At 55.6% G+C, this 17350-nt stretch carries 11 protein-coding genes and 3 tRNA genes; 8 read left to right on the top strand and 6 right to left on the bottom strand.

All coding sequences use genetic code 11. The features are described from left to right. The first annotated feature begins 111 nt into the window (after positions 1-111). From ptrA to recD, 3 genes are read left to right on the top strand one after another with little or no spacing between them, the layout of a single operon-like run. On the top strand, positions 112-3000 hold the full coding sequence (gene ptrA, locus QQZ17_RS00910; protein ID WP_152402375.1) for a pitrilysin: 2889 nt from the start codon (positions 112-114) through the stop codon (positions 2998-3000). Continuing rightward, positions 2993-6538: an exodeoxyribonuclease V subunit beta gene (gene recB / locus QQZ17_RS00905; protein WP_152402377.1), complete on the top strand. Its 3546-nt coding sequence runs from the start codon at positions 2993-2995 to the stop codon at positions 6536-6538. The genes ptrA and recB overlap by 8 nt, the downstream gene beginning before the upstream one ends. Next, a complete protein-coding gene (recD, locus tag QQZ17_RS00900) occupies positions 6535-8352 on the top strand; it encodes an exodeoxyribonuclease V subunit alpha (protein ID WP_152402379.1) in 1818 nt (605 codons plus the stop codon). The genes recB and recD overlap by 4 nt, the downstream gene beginning before the upstream one ends. A 100-nt stretch (positions 8353-8452) precedes the next feature. On the opposite strand, the gene argA is transcribed toward recD, so the two are convergent. Then, positions 8453-9784 carry an amino-acid N-acetyltransferase gene (argA, locus tag QQZ17_RS00895; RefSeq protein ID WP_042322440.1) on the bottom strand — a complete coding sequence of 444 codons (1332 nt, stop codon included), beginning with the start codon at positions 9782-9784 and terminating at the stop codon, positions 8453-8455. 234 nt (positions 9785-10018) lie between these two features. Here argA and amiC point away from each other — a divergent pair, with 234 nt between their 5' ends. Beyond that, entirely contained in the window at positions 10019-11272 is a 1254-nt protein-coding gene (gene amiC, locus QQZ17_RS00890) for an N-acetylmuramoyl-L-alanine amidase AmiC (protein ID WP_152402381.1), read from the top strand. Between the two features lie 71 nt (positions 11273-11343). On the opposite strand, the gene QQZ17_RS00885 is transcribed toward amiC, so the two are convergent. The 3 genes from QQZ17_RS00885 to QQZ17_RS00875 all read right to left on the bottom strand — a co-directional run bounded on the left by QQZ17_RS00885 (position 11344) and on the right by QQZ17_RS00875 (position 11761). Beyond that, positions 11344-11420 (bottom strand) — tRNA-Met (locus QQZ17_RS00885). A gap of 93 nt (positions 11421-11513) precedes the next feature. Further along, a tRNA-Met gene (locus tag QQZ17_RS00880) sits at positions 11514-11590 on the bottom strand. 94 nt (positions 11591-11684) lie between these two features. Further along, positions 11685-11761: transfer RNA gene (locus QQZ17_RS00875), tRNA-Met, on the bottom strand. A gap of 207 nt (positions 11762-11968) precedes the next feature. On the opposite strand from QQZ17_RS00875, the gene mltA reads away from it, so the two are divergent. Then, positions 11969-13066 carry a murein transglycosylase A gene (mltA, locus tag QQZ17_RS00870; RefSeq protein ID WP_042322444.1) on the top strand — a complete coding sequence of 366 codons (1098 nt, stop codon included), beginning with the start codon at positions 11969-11971 and terminating at the stop codon, positions 13064-13066. 108 nt (positions 13067-13174) lie between these two features. Further along, entirely contained in the window at positions 13175-13981 is an 807-nt protein-coding gene (tcdA, locus tag QQZ17_RS00865) for a tRNA cyclic N6-threonylcarbamoyladenosine(37) synthase TcdA (protein ID WP_152402383.1), read from the top strand. Between the two features lie 24 nt (positions 13982-14005). On the opposite strand, the gene csdE is transcribed toward tcdA, so the two are convergent. Then, entirely contained in the window at positions 14006-14452 is a 447-nt protein-coding gene (gene csdE / locus QQZ17_RS00860; protein ID WP_152402385.1) for a cysteine desulfurase sulfur acceptor subunit CsdE, read from the bottom strand. Further along, on the bottom strand, positions 14452-15657 hold the full coding sequence (gene csdA / locus QQZ17_RS00855; RefSeq protein WP_152402387.1) for a cysteine desulfurase CsdA: 1206 nt from the start codon (positions 15655-15657) through the stop codon (positions 14452-14454). The genes csdE and csdA overlap by 1 nt, the downstream gene beginning before the upstream one ends. A 192-nt stretch (positions 15658-15849) precedes the next feature. On the opposite strand from csdA, the gene QQZ17_RS00850 reads away from it, so the two are divergent. After that, entirely contained in the window at positions 15850-16077 is a 228-nt protein-coding gene (locus QQZ17_RS00850; RefSeq protein ID WP_042322452.1) for a YgdI/YgdR family lipoprotein, read from the top strand. Between the two features lie 351 nt (positions 16078-16428). After that, a complete protein-coding gene (gene gcvA, locus QQZ17_RS00845) occupies positions 16429-17346 on the top strand; it encodes a glycine cleavage system transcriptional regulator GcvA (protein WP_152402388.1) in 918 nt (305 codons plus the stop codon). Positions 17347-17350: the final 4 nt, after the last annotated feature.

The raw sequence follows: 17350 nt of genomic DNA, 5'->3' as shown, positions 1-17350 counted from the left end.
ATTGTATAAAAATTGCGCAATTTTGATGCTTCCTTTATGATGCGTTGCCCTGCTCAGAGAAGCATCCAACATGTCTTTGCGCAGAAAGAAAGTTAATGATGAGGTTCTTGAATGCCCCGCAGCACCTGGTTCAAAGCGTTACTGTTGTTGGTCGCCTTTTGGGCGCCCTTAAGTCAGGCAGACACCGGTTGGCAGCCCATTGCGGAAACCATCCGTAAAAGCGACAAAGATACCCGCCAGTATCAGGCCATTCGTCTGGATAATGGCATGGTGGTATTACTGGTATCCGACCCGCAAGCGGTGAAATCGCTTTCTGCGCTGGTGGTACCCGTGGGGTCGCTGGAAGATCCCGATGCGCATCAGGGACTGGCACATTATCTTGAGCACATGTGTCTGATGGGATCGAAAAAGTACCCACAGGCCGACAGCCTGGCGGAATACCTGAAATTGCACGGCGGCAGCCACAATGCCAGTACCGCGCCGTACCGTACCGCGTTCTACCTGGAAGTGGAGAACGACGCGCTTACCGGTGCTGTTGATCGTCTGGCCGATGCCATTGCCGAACCGCTGCTGGATAAAAAATATGCCGATCGTGAGCGCAATGCGGTAAACGCAGAGCTGACGATGGCGCGCACCCGTGACGGGATGCGGATGGCGCAGGTGAGTGCGGAAACCATCAACCCGGCGCATCCTGGTTCACGTTTTTCCGGTGGTAATCTGGAAACCTTAAAAGACAAACCGGGTAACCCGGTGCAGCAGGCATTGCGCGATTTTCACAGCAAGTATTACTCCGCCAATCTGATGAAAGCGGTTATCTACAGCAATAAGCCTTTGCCGGACCTGGCAAAGATTGCTGCAGAGACCTTTGGGCGGGTGCCAAACAAGAATATCGAAAAGCCGGAAATTACCGTTCCGGTTGTCACCGATGCGCAGAAGGGCGTCATTATCCATTACGTTCCTGCGCTGCCGCGTAAAGTGCTGCGCGTTGAGTTCCGAATTGACAACAACAGCGCGCAGTTTCGCAGTAAAACCGACGAGCTGATCACATATCTGATTGGCAACCGTAGTTCGGGTACGCTTTCTGACTGGCTGCAAAAGCAAGGGCTGGTGGAAGGCATTCGCGCGGATTCCGATCCGGTGGTCAACGGCAACAGCGGTGTGTTAGCCATTTCCGCCACGCTGACCGATAAAGGCCTGGCAAATCGCGAAGAGGTTGTCGCGGCTATTTTCAGCTATCTCAACCTGTTACGTGATAAGGGTGTGGATAAACGCTACTTTGACGAGCTGTCGCATGTGCTTGATCTCGACTTCCGTTATCCGTCGATCACCCGTGATATGGATTACGTCGAGTGGCTGGCGGATACCATGATCCGCGTGCCGGTGGCGCATACGCTGGATGCGGTGAACATCGCCGATCGGTACGATGCGAAAGCGATTCAGGCGCGTCTGGAGATGATGACGCCGCAAAATGCGCGTATCTGGTACATCAGCCCGAAAGAACCGCACAACAAAACTGCTTACTTTGTTGATGCCCCTTATCAGGTCAATAAAATCAGCAAGCAGACCTTCAGCGACTGGCAGAATAAAGCGCAGGGTATTGCGCTGTCTCTGCCGGAACTGAACCCCTATATTCCTGACGATTTCACGCTGATTAAACCGGAAAAGAAATATGACCGTCCGGCGCTGATCGTGGATAAGCCTGATCTGCGCGTGGTGTACACCTCGAGCCAACATTTTGCCAGCGAACCAAAGGCGGACGTGAGCGTCATTCTGCGTAATCCGCAGGCGATGGACAGCGCCAGGAATCAGGTTATGTTTGCGCTGAACGACTATCTGGCGGGGATTGCGCTCGACCAGTTAAGTAATCAGGCGGCAGTGGGGGGCATCGGTTTTTCAACCAACGCCAACAATGGCTTAATGCTCAACGCTGACGGCTACACACAGCGTTTACCGCAGCTTTTCCAGGCATTGCTTGAAGGCTACTTCAGCTACACCGCAACCGAGGAGCAGCTTGAGCAGGCGAAATCCTGGTATAGCCAGATGATGGATTCCGCCGAGAAAGGGAAAGCTTACGAGCAGGCGATTATGCCGGTGCAGATGATCTCTCAGGTGCCCTATTTCTCGCGCGATGAGCGGCGCGCGCTGCTGCCGTCGATCACCCTGAAAGAGGTGATGGCCTACCGTGAAGCGTTAAAATCGGGTGCCCGTCCGGAATTCCTGGCAATTGGCAACATGAGCGAAGCGCAGGTCACAACGATGGCGCGGGATATCCAGAAACAGCTTGGCGCGAACGGTTCCGAATGGTGTCGCAACAAAGATGTGCTGGTGGATAAGAAGCAGTCGATCATTTTTGAAAAAGCGGGCAGCAGCACCGACTCTGCACTGGCGGCGGTATTTGTTCCCACCGGCTATGATGAGTATGCCAGCGCGGCCTACAGCGCCATGCTGGGTCAGATTGTTCAGCCGTGGTTCTACAATCAACTGCGTACGGAAGAGCAGTTAGGATATGCGGTGTTCGCCTTCCCGATGAGCGTCGGACGTCAGTGGGGGATGGGCTTCCTGCTGCAAAGCAGCGATAAACAGCCGTCATATCTTTGGGATCGCTATAAGGCGTTTTTCCCCACGGCGGAGGAGAAGCTGCGGGCGATGAAACCGGAAGAGTTTGCCCAGATTAAGCAGGCTATCGTCGCGCAGATGTTGCAGGCACCGCAAACGCTGGGTGAAGAGGCATCGAAATTAAGCAAAGATTTCGATCGCGGTAATATGCGATTCGATTCACGTGATAAAATTGTGGCTCAGATAAAACAGCTGACGCCGCAAAAACTTGCTGATTTCTTCCATCAGGCGGTGGTAGAGCCGCAAGGCGTGGCGGTACTGTCGCAGATTTCCGGTGGTCAAAACGGGAAGCCACACTATGTGCACCCGGAAGGCTGGAAAGTGTGGGACAACGTCAGCGCGTTGCAGCAAACTTTGCCCCTGGTGAGAGAACAGAATGAATGATGTCGCCGAGTCCCTTGATCCCCTGCGCTTGCCCCTCACGGGCGAGCGCCTGATTGAAGCCTCTGCGGGCACCGGCAAAACCTTTACTATCGCGGCGCTCTATCTGCGTCTGCTCCTCGGACTTGGCGGTTCCACTGCCTTTCCCCGTCCCCTGACCGTTGAAGAACTGCTGGTGGTGACCTTTACCGAGGCCGCCACCGACGAGTTGCGTGGTCGCATCCGCAGTAATATTCATGAGCTGCGGATAGCCTGTCTGCGCGAATCGACCGACAATCCCCTTTATGCCCGTCTGCTGGACGAGATCGACGATAAAAAGCAGGCGGCTCAGTGGCTGCTGCTCGCCGAGAGACAGATGGATGAGGCGGCGGTGTTCACCATCCACGGTTTTTGTCAGCGCATGCTGAGTCTGAATGCCTTCGAATCCGGCATGTTGTTTGAGCAACAGTTGATCGAAGATGAATCTCTGCTGCGCTACCAGGCCTGCGCGGATTTTTGGCGTCGACACTGTTACCCCTTATCACGTGACATTGCCCAGGTAGTGTTTGAAACGTGGAAAGGACCGCAGGCGCTGCTGGCAGATATTAACCGTTACCTGCAAGGGGAAGCGCCGGTCATCAAAGCGCCGCCGCCGGATGATGAAACGCTGGCGTCCCGTCATCAACAGATCGTGCAGCGAATCAACGCGCTTAAACAACAGTGGTGTGACGCGGTGGGTGAGCTTGAGGGATTGATGGAAGCCTCAGACATCGACCGGCGTAAATTTAATCGTGGCAACCAGGGTAAATGGATCGAGAAGATCAGCGTCTGGGCTCAATCCGGGACGCAAAGCTACCAGTTGCCAGAGGCACTGGAGAAATTCTCGCAGCGTTTTCTTGAGGATCGCACCAAAGAAGGCGGTGCTGTGCCGCAGCATCCGCTGTTTGTCGCGATAGATGAACTGTTGTCAGAACCTTTGACCCTCAGAGATCTGCTGATCACCCGTGCGCTGGCGGAGATCCGTGAGACGGTGGCGAAAGAAAAACGTCGCCGGGGTGAGCTGGGATTTGACGATATGCTCAGTCGACTGGATGGCGCGCTGCGCAGTGAAAGCGGCGATGCGCTGGCAGCGGCGATTCGAGCCCGCTTCCCGGTGGCGATGATCGATGAGTTCCAGGATACCGATCCGCAACAATACCGCATTTTCCGTCGCATCTGGCAGCATCAGCCGGACACCGCGCTGTTGCTGATAGGCGACCCCAAGCAGGCGATTTATGCGTTTCGCGGCGCGGATATTTTTACCTATATGAAGGCCCGCGGTGAGGTCAGCGCGCACTATACCCTCGACACCAACTGGCGTTCCGCGCCGGGCATGGTGAACAGCGTCAACAGGCTGTTCGGCCTGATGGACGATGCCTTTATGTTTCGCGAGATCCCGTTTCAGCCGGTGAAATACGCCGATAAAAATCAGTCGCTGCGTTTTGAATTTCATGGCGAAACTCAGCCCGCGATGACGATGTGGCTGATGCAAGGGGAAAGCTGCGGAGTAGGGGATTATCAAAGCTATATGGCGCAGGTGTGCGCCGCGCAGATCCGCGACTGGCTGAAGGCCGGGTTGAGCGGTGAGGCGATACTTTTCAACGGCAAGGATGCGCGTCCGGTGAGTGCGGCGGATATCAGCGTGCTGGTACGTAGCCGTCAGGAAGCGGCGCTGGTGCGCGACGCCCTGACGCATCTGGCGATCCCTTCCGTGTATCTTTCCAACCGCGACAGCGTGTTTGAAACGCTGGAAGCGCAGGAGATGCTCTGGGTTTTACAGGCGGTGATGGCACCGGAAAAGGAAAATACGCTGCGTAGCGCACTGGCAACCTCCATGATGGGGTTGAACGCGCGCGACATTGACATGCTCAACGACAATGAAAATGCCTGGGATCAGGTGGTCGAAGAGTTTGTCGGCTACCGCCAGATCTGGCAGAAACGGGGCGTGATGCCGATGCTGCGCGCGCTGATGTCGACGCGAAAGATTGCGGAAAATCTGCTGGCGACGGCGGGGGGCGAACGTCGCCTGACCGATATTTTGCACATTAGCGAGTTGTTGCAGGAGGCGGCTTCGCAACTGGAAAGCGAGCATGCACTGGTACGCTGGCTTTCGCAGCATATTCTTGAGCCTGACAGCAACGCCTACAGCCAGCAAATGCGCCTGGAAAGCGACAACCATCTGGTGCAAATCGTCACTATCCATAAGTCAAAAGGGCTGGAGTATCCGCTGGTCTGGCTGCCGTTTATCACTCATTTCCGCATTCAGGATCAGGCGTTTTATCACGATCGCAACTCGTTTGAAGCGGTACTGGATCTGAGCGAAGCGGACGAAAGCGTGGCGCTGGCAGAAGCCGAACGGTTGGCGGAAGATCTGCGTTTACTGTACGTGGCGCTGACCCGTTCAGTCTGGCACTGTAGTCTGGGCGTCGCCCCTCTGGTGCGTCGTCGGGGCGATAAAAAGGGCGATACCGATGTGCATCAGAGCGCGCTGGGGCGTCTGCTGCAAAAGGGCGAACCGATGGATGCCGCCGGGCTACGCGCGGCGATAGAGGCGGTTTGCGATGAGAACATCATCTGTCTTGTCCCGGAAGCGGTCAGCATGGAGCCGTTGCCCGTCACTGCGGCGAGCGGGGCGTCGCTGAATGCCCGACGAGTACAACGAACGCCTGGCGACAGTTGGCGGGTGACCAGTTATTCTGGCCTGCAACAGCGCGGTCATGGTATTGCGCAGGATCTCATGCCGCGACTGGATATCGATGCGACTGGCGTCGGTGAGGTGGTTGAGGAACCTGAACTGACGCCGCACCAGTTTCCGCGCGGTGCGTCGCCGGGGACGTTTTTACACAGCCTGTTTGAAGATCTCGATTTTACCCAACCGGTAGAGGCTGCCTGGGTGCAGGACAAACTGGCGCTTGGCGGTTATGACGCCGGTTGGGAGCCGGTGATTACCGCGTGGGTGACGGCCATTCTCCATGCGCCGCTGAATGAGACAGGCATCAGCCTGAGCCAACTGTCTGCGCGTGAAAAACAGGTCGAGATGGAGTTTTATCTGCCCATTAGCCAACCGCTTATCGCGGAGAGGCTGGATGCGCTGATCCGTCAGTTTGACCCGCTTTCGGCGGACTGCCCGCCGCTGGAGTTCGCCCAGGTTCGCGGGATGCTCAAGGGCTTTATCGATCTGGTGTTTCGTCACAACGGGCGCTATTACCTGCTGGATTACAAATCGAACTGGCTGGGTGAAAACAGCTCGGCTTACACCCCACAGGCGATGGCCACGGCAATGCAGGCGCATCGCTACGATTTGCAGTATCAGCTCTATACCCTCGCGCTGCACCGGTATTTGCGCCATCGCATTGCGGATTACGACTACGAGCGCCATTTTGGCGGCGTGATTTATCTGTTCCTGCGCGGTGTGGACAGCGAACAGCCGCAGCAGGGGATTTACACCACCCGCCCGTCTGAGGAGCTGATTGCCCGGATGGACGAGATGTTTGCCGGTGTGGCACTGGAGGACGCATCGTGACGCTACAAAAGCGATTGCTTGAGGCCGTCGAGCAGAAGCAACTGCGCCCTCTGGATGCGCAATTCGCGCTGGCGGTGACCGGCGAACATGAACCTGCCGTCACGCTGGCAGCGGCGTTACTCAGCCGGGATGCCGGAGAAGGGCACGTTTGTTTACCGCTCGCCCGACTGACGATGGGGGCTGACCTGCCTCCTCTGCTGGCAGCCTGCCTGAGTGAGACAGGTGAACCGACTGACTGGGCGGAATGTCTGCTCGCATCGGACGCCGTCAGTCGTGGAGAGCGGCCATCGCCGATGATCCTCCACGGCGATCGGCTGTATCTGAACCGGATGTGGCGCAACGAACGCACGGTCGCCCGTTTCTTTAGCGAGGTGAATCGACCCATTGCGGTAGATGAAGCCTTACTGACGCAAACGCTGGAAGCGCTGTTCCCGACAACAAACGAAATCAACTGGCAAAAAGTTGCCGCTGCGGTGGCGCTGACCCGCCGCATTTCGGTGATTTCCGGCGGGCCGGGTACGGGGAAAACAACGACCGTGGCGAAACTGCTGGCGGCGCTGATCCAGATGGCGGAAGGCGAGCGTTGCCGTATTCGCCTGGCGGCACCGACGGGCAAAGCCGCCGCGCGTCTGACTGAGTCCTTAGGCAAGGCGCTGCGCCAGTTGCCGCTGACGGATGAACAAAAGCAACGCATCCCGGATGATGCCAGCACCTTACACCGACTGTTGGGCGCTCAGCCTGGCAGCCAGCGCTTACGTCATCACGCAGGCAATCCGTTGCATCTGGATGTGCTGGTGGTGGATGAGGCGTCGATGATCGACCTGCCGATGATGTCGCGACTGATAGATGCATTGCCACCGCACGGGCGCGTCATTTTCCTCGGCGATCGCGACCAGCTCGCCTCGGTTGAGGCGGGGGCGGTGCTGGGCGATATCTGCGCCTGGGTGAATGCGGGCTATACCCCAGAACGGGCGCAGCAGCTGGCTCGCCTGACGGGGATGCCCGTTCCGGCAGGCGTGGGCAACGACGCCGCCACGCTGCGTGACAGTCTCTGCCTGCTGCAAAAAAGCTATCGTTTTGGCCGTGATTCCGGCATCGGACAACTGGCTGCGGCGATCAACCGTGGTGATAAGGCCGCGATAAACGGCGTTTTCCAGCAGGGCTTCAGCGATATCGATAAACGGACGCTGGAGAGCAGTGAAGATTACACCGCCATGCTTGAAGACGCGCTGACAGGTTACGGACACTACCTGACGTTGCTTCAGGCGCGCGCGGAGCCGGCGTTAATCATTCAGGCATTCAATGAATTCCAGCTGCTGTGTGCGCTGCGTGAAGGGCCGTTTGGCGTGAGCGGACTGAATGAACGCATCGAACTGGCTATGCAGCAAAAGCGTAAAATTCATCGTCTGCCCCATTCCCGCTGGTATGAAGGGCGACCCGTAATGATTACCCGTAACGACAGCGCGCTGGGATTGTTTAACGGCGATATCGGCGTGGCGCTCGATCGTGGGCAAGGATTACGGGTCTGGTTTGCGATGCCGGATGGCAGTATTAAATCTGTACAACCCAGTCGTCTGCCGGAGCATGAAACCACCTGGGCGATGACGGTGCACAAATCGCAGGGCTCAGAGTTCGATCATGCCGCGCTGGTGTTACCCACGCAGCGTACGCCGGTGGTAACAAGGGAGTTAGTGTATACCGCTGTCACCCGCGCACGTCGCCGCCTGTCGCTGTATGCTGATGAACGCATTCTTGGCAGTGCGGTTGCGACCCGTACCGAACGTCGCAGCGGGCTGTCGACGTTGTTTAAATGACAGGTTACCGGATGGCGTTTGCGCTTATCCGGCCCGTGTTGAATTCATGACGCCAGGCCGGATAAGGCGTTTACGCCGCCATCCGGCAATTCAATAACCGCTAACCCAGATCGGCCATCAGCACTTTGGATTTCCGCTGATAGTTGTACATCTCTTTCTTGCTTTCTGGCAGCAGGTCAATATCCACGGGCGTGAAGCCGCGCTCCTGGAACCAGTGAATACTGCGGGTCGTCAGGACGAACAGCTTGCTCAAACCAATCTGCTTCGCCTGGGCGGCGATTCGCTCCAGCAACACTTCTCCTCTTGAAGAACTGCGGTAGTCAGGATGGACAGCCACGCAGGCCATTTCACCAATCTTCTCTTCCGGGAAGGGATACAGCGCGGCACAAGCGATGGTCATGTTATCGCGCTGAATAATGGTGAATTTGTCGATCTCCATCTCCAGCTGTTCGCGCGAACGACGCACCAGAATACCCTGCTGCTCCAGCGGGCGGATCAGCTCCAGGATCCCACCGATATCGTTAATGGTGGCGCGGCGGATCTGCTCGGCGCTCTCCATCACAATTTGCGTCCCGATACCGTCGCGCGAGAACAGTTCCTGCAACAGCGCGCCATCTTCCTGATAGCTGATCAGGTGACAGCGACGGACCCCGCTCCGGCAGGCTTTTACCGCGCCACGCAGGAAGCGTACGGTACCCGAGTTGTAATCGCCTTTTTCTTCCTGTGCTTCTACGCGCGCCTGTGCTTCATTTGGGAACAATTCAGAGACGATATCGCCATCATCATTGGTCACCCCCTGCGAGGAGCAAAAGCCGATCATCTTTTCGGCTTTCAGCTTGATAGCCAACTGCGTGGCGATCTCTTCCGACGTCAGGTTAAAGCTTTCGCCGGTGACAGATACCGCGACGGGGCCCATCAGCACAATGGCGCCGCTGTCGAGTTGACGATGGATCGCCTCTTCATCGATTCGACGGATGCGCCCGCTGTGGCAGTAATCCACACCATCATCAACGCCCAGCGGCTGCGCAATGATAAAGTTGCCGCTGACCACGTTGATATGCGCGCCCTGCAGCGGCGTATTGTTCAGGCTCATCGACAGACGAGCGGTGATATCCAGTTGCAAAGTGCCCGCCGCCTGCTTAACCAGCTCCAGCGTTTTGGCGTCAGTGACGCGGGTATTTTTGTGATACATCGGTTCATGGTGGTGGGTGACGAGGTTGGCGTCGATTTGCGGACGCGCGCCATAGACCACCACCAGGCGAATGCCGAGGCTGTGTAGAAGCCCAATGTCATTGACGATGCTGGAAAAGTTTTCATGCTCAATGGCTTCGCCGCCGAGCATAATGACAAACGTTTTTCCCCGATGGGTATTGATATAGGGAACAGAATGGCGGAATCCCTGTACCAGTTCGGTTCTACGTTCCTTCACCACGGCATATCCTCATTGCATGATTATTCGTAATTAGTGTATTTTTATTCTGTTTTTTCGCCGCGCGCAAGCGCAAATTTTGACCCTGACAAAGTTTTTTCTCAGTAATACCGTGAATACAATAACAATGTTTACCCTTTTATAGATGACAGATTATGCGTCATTCGTTAAAGTTTCCGGTCAATTTAGACGTTTAGTATCTCATCACCATTACGTTTTATTTTGCTCGGGAGAAGCATGTCAGGATCCAATCCACCTATCAGCCGCCGTCGTTTACTGCAAGGGGCGGGCGCCATGTGGCTATTGAGCGTCAGTCAGGTCGGTCTGGCTGCGGTCAGTCAGGTCGTTGCGGTTCGTATTTGGCCAGCATCCAGTTACACCCGTGTGACGGTGGAATCGAATCAACAGCTGAAGTACAAGCAGTTTGCGCTGAGCAATCCTGAGCGCGTGGTGGTGGATATTGAAGGTGTGAACCTGAATTCCGTGCTGAAAGGTATGGCGGCGCAAATTCGTCCCGACGATCCTTATATCAAGTCGGCACGCGTGGGGCAGTTCGATCCACAGACCGTACGTATGGTGTTTGAACTGAAGCAAGATGTGAAGCCGCAGCTGTTTGCACTGGCACCGGTGGCAGGCTTTAAAGAACGTCTGGTGATGGATCTCTATCCGGCCAATGCGCAGGATATGCAGGATCCGCTGCTGGCGCTGCTGGAAGATTACAACAAAGGCGATCTCGATAAGCAGGTTCCCCCCGCGCAAAGTGGCCCGCAGCCAGGTAAAGCCGGTCGCGATCGCCCGATTGTGATCATGCTCGATCCGGGGCATGGCGGTGAGGATTCTGGCGCCATTGGTAAGTACAACACGCGTGAGAAAGACGTGGTGTTGCAGATTGCCCGGCGACTGCGGGCTTTGATCGAGAAAGAAGGCAACATGAAGGTCTACATGACGCGTAATGAAGATATCTTCATTCCGCTGAAGGTGCGCGTGGCGAAAGCCCAGAAGCAGCGTGCGGATCTCTTTGTCTCGATTCATGCGGACGCCTTCACCAGTCGACAACCCAGCGGTTCATCCGTGTTTGCGCTGTCGACCAAAGGGGCAACCAGTACGGCGGCGAAATATCTGGCGCAGACGCAGAACGCCTCGGATTTGATCGGTGGCGTAAGTAAAAGCGGCGACCGCTATGTCGACCACACCATGTTCGATATGGTGCAATCGCTGACCATTGCCGATAGCCTGAAATTTGGTAAAGCGGTGCTCAACAAGCTCGGCAGGATTAACAATCTGCATAAAAATCAGGTGGAACAGGCCGGGTTTGCGGTGCTGAAAGCGCCGGATATCCCATCGATTCTCGTCGAAACGGCGTTTATCAGTAATATCGAAGAAGAACGGAAGCTGAAAACGGCAACCTTCCAGCAGGAAGTGGCGGAGTCGATTCTGGCAGGGATCAAAGCGTACTTCGCCGATGGGGCGACGCTGGCGAGAAGAGGATAATAAAAAGCGCTGAAAAGCGCTTTTTTTCTGGACCGCAGAAACAAAAAAACACCCGTTAAGGTGTTTGATGTTGGTTGCGGGGGCCGGATTTGAACCGACGACCTTCGGGTTATGAGCCCGACGAGCTACCAGGCTGCTCCACCCCGCGTCCGTCTTTCTGCTGTGCATTTCAAACCACATAAGCGTTGGCTTTCCTGTGATTCGAACGACTATGCAGAAGCTTTACTGCATCAAATTTGATTGGTTGCGGGGGCCGGATTTGAACCGACGACCTTCGGGTTATGAGCCCGACGAGCTACCAGGCTGCTCCACCCCGCGTCCGTCTTTCTGCTGTGCATTTCAAACCACATGAGCCTTGGCTTTCCTGTGATTCGAACGACTATGCAAAAGCTTTACTGCATCAAATTTTAATTGGTTGCGGGGGCCGGATTTGAACCGACGACCTTCGGGTTATGAGCCCGACGAGCTACCAGGCTGCTCCACCCCGCGTCCGTGGATGCGCACTATACTCTGCTCGCATTTTCATGCAACCCTTTTTTCACCTTGATCACGGTTTCGGGATGAAAATGAACAAAAACAAGGCATTTCAGTTTAAATAATGTGCAAAATTTGCGTCAGGGCAGCGGTGCTCGTTTCATTAGCGGGCCGGGTTTGTTATCTTCATTGCGCATGATTTACAGCTAAAAGAAGAGAACAATGAAAGGACGTTGGGTCAGTTACCTTCTCGTGGGCGCGGTAGTTGCAATGCTGGCTGCCTGTTCCTCTAAACCAACCGATCGCGGGCAGCAGTATAAAGACGGGAAGTTTACCCAGCCTTTCTCACTGGTGAACCAGCCGGATGCCATCGGCGCACCGATCAACGCCGGCGATTTTGCCGAACAGGTCAATCAGATCCGCAGCGCTTCTCCGCGCTTGTACGGTAATCAAAGCAACGTTTATAACGCCGTACAAGACTGGCTGCGCGCCGGGGGCGATACGCGCACCATGCGCCAGTTTGGCCTTGATGCCTGGCAGATGGAAGGCGCTGATAACTACGGCAACGTGCAGTTTACCGGTTACTACACGCCAGTGATTCAGGCGCGTCATACGCGTCAGGGCGAGTTCCAGTATCCTATCTATCGTATGCCGCCGAAGCGAGGTCGTCTGCCGTCACGCGCTGAGATCTACTCCGGTGCGCTGAGCGACAGCTATATCCTGGCGTACAGCAACTCCCTGATGGATAACTTCATTATGGACGTGCAGGGCAGCGGCTATATCGACTTTGGCGACGGTTCCCCGCTGAACTTCTTTAGCTATGCCGGGAAAAACGGTCACGCCTACCGCAGTATTGGCAAAGTGCTGATCGATCGCGGTGAAGTGAAGAGAGAAGATATGTCGATGCAGGCGATTCGCCACTGGGGCGAAACGCACAGCGAAGCACAAGTGCGTGAATTGCTTGAGCAGAACCCGTCATTCGTCTTCTTTAAACCGCAATCTTTTGCCCCGGTGAAAGGGGCCAGTGCGGTACCGCTGATTGGCCGCGCATCGGTGGCGTCTGACCGCAGTATTATCCCGGCGGGCACGACGTTGCTCGCAGAAGTTCCGCTGCTGGACAACAACGGGAAATTTAACGGTCAGTATGAGCTACGTCTGATGGTGGCGCTGGATGTTGGTGGGGCGATTAAAGGTCAGCACTTCGACATTTACCAGGGCATTGGACCGGACGCCGGACACCGCGCGGGCTGGTATAATCACTATGGTCGCGTATGGGTACTGAAGAGCGCGCCTGGCGCGGGTAACGTGTTTAGCGGCTAGTCGCCGGATGGCGCTTCGCTTATCCGGCCTACATCATCGGGTAGGCCTGATAAGGCGCAGCCGCCATCAGGCAGTCATCCCGCTCGGTATTAATGAATTTGAGGTGTTATGTCTGTTGTAATTAGTGATGCCTGGCGTCAGCGTTTTGGCGGCACCGCGCGTCTGTATGGTGAAAAAGCGCTACAGCTGTTTGCCGATGCGCATATCTGCGTGGTTGGGATCGGCGGCGTCGGCTCCTGGGCGGCGGAAGCGCTGGCGCGAACCGGGATCGGCGCGATTACGCTTATCGATATGGATGACGTTTGCGTGACGAACACCAACCGCCAGATCCATGCGCTGCGCGACAATGTCGGGCTGGCAAAGGCGGAAGTGATGGCCGAGCGTATTCGCCTGATCAACCCCGAGTGCCGGGTGACGGTAGTCGATGACTTTGTTACGCCGGATAACGTCGCGGAATATATGAACGCGGGATTCAGCTATGTCATTGATGCCATTGACAGCGTACGGCCAAAAGCGGCGCTGATTGCCTACTGTCGACGCAATAAGATCCCGTTAGTGACCACCGGTGGTGCGGGTGGTCAGATCGATCCTACGCAGATTCAGGTCGTCGATCTGGCGAAAACTATCCAGGATCCGCTGGCGGCAAAACTGCGCGAACGGCTGAAAAGCGATTTTGGCGTAGTGAAAAACAGTAAAGGCAAACTCGGCGTCGACTGTGTGTTTTCAACGGAAGCGCTGGTGTATCCACAGTCAGACGGTAGCGTCTGCGCCATAAAGGCGACGGCAGAAGGACCAAAGCGGATGGACTGTGCGTCGGGCTTCGGCGCGGCAACGATGGTCACCGCCACGTTCGGTTTCGTGGCAGTATCCCATGCGTTGAAAAAGATGATGGCAAAAGCGGCACGCCAGGGGTAGGCCGGATAAGACGCTTCAGCGTCATCATCCGGCGGAATGAGCCGCATTAATGACTGCCTCGTTCAACGCCGCCAGACCCTGGCCGCGCGACGCGCTGAGCTGAGTTCGTAGCCCCAGCTCATCAAACAACGCCAGCGGCGAATGGGCCAGAAGTTCCGCCGGCGTTTTCCCTTCTGCGGCGGTCAGCAATACCGCCAGCAGTCCGCGCACAATGCGACCTTCACTGTCGCCGAAAAAGTGTAGCGTGCCCTTTTCAGAGCATGTATATCCCAGCCAGACGCGATTTTCGCAGCCAGCAATCTCTTTGGCCTGCGCTTTGAGATAGTCGGGCAATGCCGGAAGCTGTTTACCGAGCAGGATCAACTGACGATATTTGTCTTCCCACTGGGTCAGCGGGAGAAAGGTATGGCGCAACGTCTCTTCGGTTATGGTTGTGCCGAACGGGTGTCCGGCAAACATTGGGCTAGTCATTAATCCACCAGTATTTCCAGTGCGCGATCAACAGCGTTGACCAGCGCATCCACATCACTTTGGGTATTATACGGCGCAAATGAGGCGCGTAGCGTACCCGTGACGCCAAGTTCAGCCAGCAGCGGCTGCGCGCAGTGCTGACCGGCACGCAGTGCGATGCCATACTCCGCCAACAGGGTGACCATATCGCTATGGTGAACCCCGGCAAAATCAAAGGCCAGCAGACTGGAGTCCTGACAGCGAAACGAACGGAACCCCGGACGCTGAGCCAGCGCCTCTTCCGCCAGCGTGGCCAGCCCACGACTCCAGCTTTCCGCCTGGATGATATCAATGTCGGCCAGCCACTCCAGCGCGGCGCTCATGCCAATCACGCCAGCGACGTTAGGAGTACCCGCTTCCAGCTTCCACGGTGCGGCTTGAGTAGTGAAGCCCTCGAAACTGACTTCGTTGATCATCTTACCGCCACCAAGCCAGGGCGACATGGCTGCCAGCAACGCTGGTTTGCCGAAAAGCACGCCGATGCCGGTTGGGCCGTACAGCTTATGTCCGGAGAAGGCGTAGAAGTCGATATCGAGCGCCTGGACATCCGCCGGGAAATGGACCGCCCCCTGCGCGCCATCCACCATCACCACCATGTCAGCGGCATGGGCGAGCGTAATGGCTCGGGCTAAGTCCGGGCAGCCGCCGGTAACGTTCGACATCTGCCCTAGTGCGAGAATTCGGCTTCGCGGGGTGATAATTTCCGGCAGGCGTTCGACATCAGGCAGGTGCTGGGTATTGAGCGGTAGCTTGACCACTTTTGCCCCGGTTTGCTCCGCGACCATCAGCCACGGCACAAGGTTCGCATGGTGCTCCGCGACGCTGACGATAATCTCATCACCCGGTTGCAGGCGAGGGCGGGCATAGCTCTGCGCCACCATGTTGATGGCCTCCGTGGTGCCACGGGTCCAGACGATGGTTTTGTCATCAGGCGCGTTCAGCAAACGCGCCACCTTTTCCCGCGCGGCCTCATAGCGCGCGGTCAGGCGCTGGGCTTCGGCAAACTGACTGCGGTGGACGTTGCCGGCGCTCAGACTATAGAACTGTCGGGTCGCCTCAATAACGGCCTGTGGTTTGAGGGCCGTCGCGGCGCTATCAAGATAGACGCCCGCGTCAGCTAATGCGGGAAATTGCGCGCGAAACTGCGCGGGATTGAAAGCGTTCATGGTATTCCTCGATTCAGTGATCCGATCGTGGCGCAAATTGGTCGCTGATTCAAGGATTGTGCGGCCACCAGGAATACTCTGGATGTTGTGGCGAAATCAGACCAGTAGCTTATGCTGAATTATGTTAGGTAAATATTTATGCCTGTTACGGAGTACGTTTTAAATAGCATAAACAGCTTTAAGGAGAAGAAGATGAAAAAGACTGCCGCAATTATCTCTGCATGTATGCTGACTTTTGCCCTGAGCGCCTGTTCCGGTCCGAACTATGTGATGCACACCAATGATGGTCGTAGCATCGTCGCGGACGGTAAGCCGAAAACCGATGATGAAACCGGGATGATTTCGTACAAGGACGCTAATGGCAACAAACAGCAGATCAATCGTACCGATGTGAAAGAGATGGTCGAGTTGGATCAGTAGTCGCCAGATATCAGGTAAAAAAAAAGCACCGCAAATTGGCGGTGCTACATTAATCACTATGGACAGACAGGGTAAATGTACAGGAAGTGAAAAAGGGTAGCGTTGCTACCGTGGTCTGAATCGCAGACCAATTGCAAACACAACAACACAACATCACAACCGTAAGCCAAAAGCCCACCAGAACACGCATTCCGATAAAACTTTTCGTTCCGGCTCAGGAAGTGCCGCCACTATAGGTATTTGCTGGTAGTTCCTCAACGGACAAATTATAATGGCTCAGATTAAAAAAACTAATAGGTTACATAGTGTAGCCTAATTGTTAAATTCTTTTAACATCAAAGTTTAAAAGCCATGTCAAAACGACTTCCACCTCTGAACGCATTACGTGTTTTTGATGCCGCCGCACGGCATCTGAGCTTCACCCGCGCAGCAGAAGAGCTTTTTGTGACGCAGGCCGCAGTAAGCCACCAAATCAAGTCACTTGAGGATTTTTTGGGGCTGAAGCTGTTTCGTCGACGCAACCGTTCTCTTCTTCTTACCGAAGAAGGGCAGAGCTACTTCCTCGACATAAAAGAGATTTTTTCGCAATTAACCGAAGCGACGCGTAAACTTCAGGCGCGGAGTGCAAAAGGGGCGCTGACGGTCAGTTTATTGCCCAGTTTTGCGATTCAGTGGTTGGTGCCACGACTCTCTAGCTTTAACTCAGCTTATCCGGGAATTGACGTCAGGATCCAGGCGGTGGACCGTCAGGAAGATAAACTGGCGGACGACGTCGACGTGGCGATTTTTTATGGCCGCGGCAACTGGCCTGGACTGCGCGTAGAAAAATTGTACGCCGAGTATCTGCTGCCGGTGTGCTCGCCGCTGCTGCTGACGGGGGATAAGCCCCTGAAATCGCCCGCGGATTTGGCTTCGCATACTTTGCTGCATGATGCCTCACGTCGTGACTGGCAAACCTATACGCGACAGTTGGGGCTGAATCACATCAACGTCCAGCAAGGGCCTATCTTTAGCCATAGCGCGATGGTGCTGCAGGCCGCTATCCACGGACAGGGTGTGGCGCTGGCGAATAACGTGATGGCGCACTCAGAAATTGAGGCGGGACGACTCGTCTGCCCGTTTAATGATGTGCTGGTCAGTAAAAATGCATTTTATCTGGTTTGTCATGACAGTCAGGCAGAACTGGGTAAAATAGCCGCGTTCCGTCAGTGGATACTGGCGAAAGCGGCCACGGAACAAGAGAAATTCCGCTTTCGTTACGAACAATAACTTA

The sequence above is a fragment of the Citrobacter sp. T1.2D-1 genome (assembly GCF_950098555.1).
Classification (GTDB): domain Bacteria; phylum Pseudomonadota; class Gammaproteobacteria; order Enterobacterales; family Enterobacteriaceae; genus Citrobacter_A; species Citrobacter_A telavivensis.
Note: the sequence above shows the minus strand (reverse complement) of the source record. Positions and strands in the feature narration are given on the sequence as shown.

Bases quoted from the DNA above. Each gene is read 5' to 3' on its own strand.
- ptrA (WP_152402375.1), top strand. From the start codon at position 112: ATGCCCCGCAGCACCTGGTTCAAAGCGTTACTGTTGTTGGTCGCCTTT.
- gcvA (WP_152402388.1), top strand. From the start codon at position 16,429: ATGTCAAAACGACTTCCACCTCTGAACGCATTACGTGTTTTTGATGCC.
- recB (WP_152402377.1), top strand. From the start codon at position 2,993: ATGAATGATGTCGCCGAGTCCCTTGATCCCCTGCGCTTGCCCCTCACG.
- csdE (WP_152402385.1), bottom strand. From the start codon at position 14,452: ATGACTAGCCCAATGTTTGCCGGACACCCGTTCGGCACAACCATAACC.
- mltA (WP_042322444.1), top strand. From the start codon at position 11,969: ATGAAAGGACGTTGGGTCAGTTACCTTCTCGTGGGCGCGGTAGTTGCA.
- tcdA (WP_152402383.1), top strand. From the start codon at position 13,175: ATGTCTGTTGTAATTAGTGATGCCTGGCGTCAGCGTTTTGGCGGCACC.
- QQZ17_RS00850 (WP_042322452.1), top strand. From the start codon at position 15,850: ATGAAAAAGACTGCCGCAATTATCTCTGCATGTATGCTGACTTTTGCC.
- csdA (WP_152402387.1), bottom strand. From the start codon at position 15,657: ATGAACGCTTTCAATCCCGCGCAGTTTCGCGCGCAATTTCCCGCATTA.
- amiC (WP_152402381.1), top strand. From the start codon at position 10,019: ATGTCAGGATCCAATCCACCTATCAGCCGCCGTCGTTTACTGCAAGGG.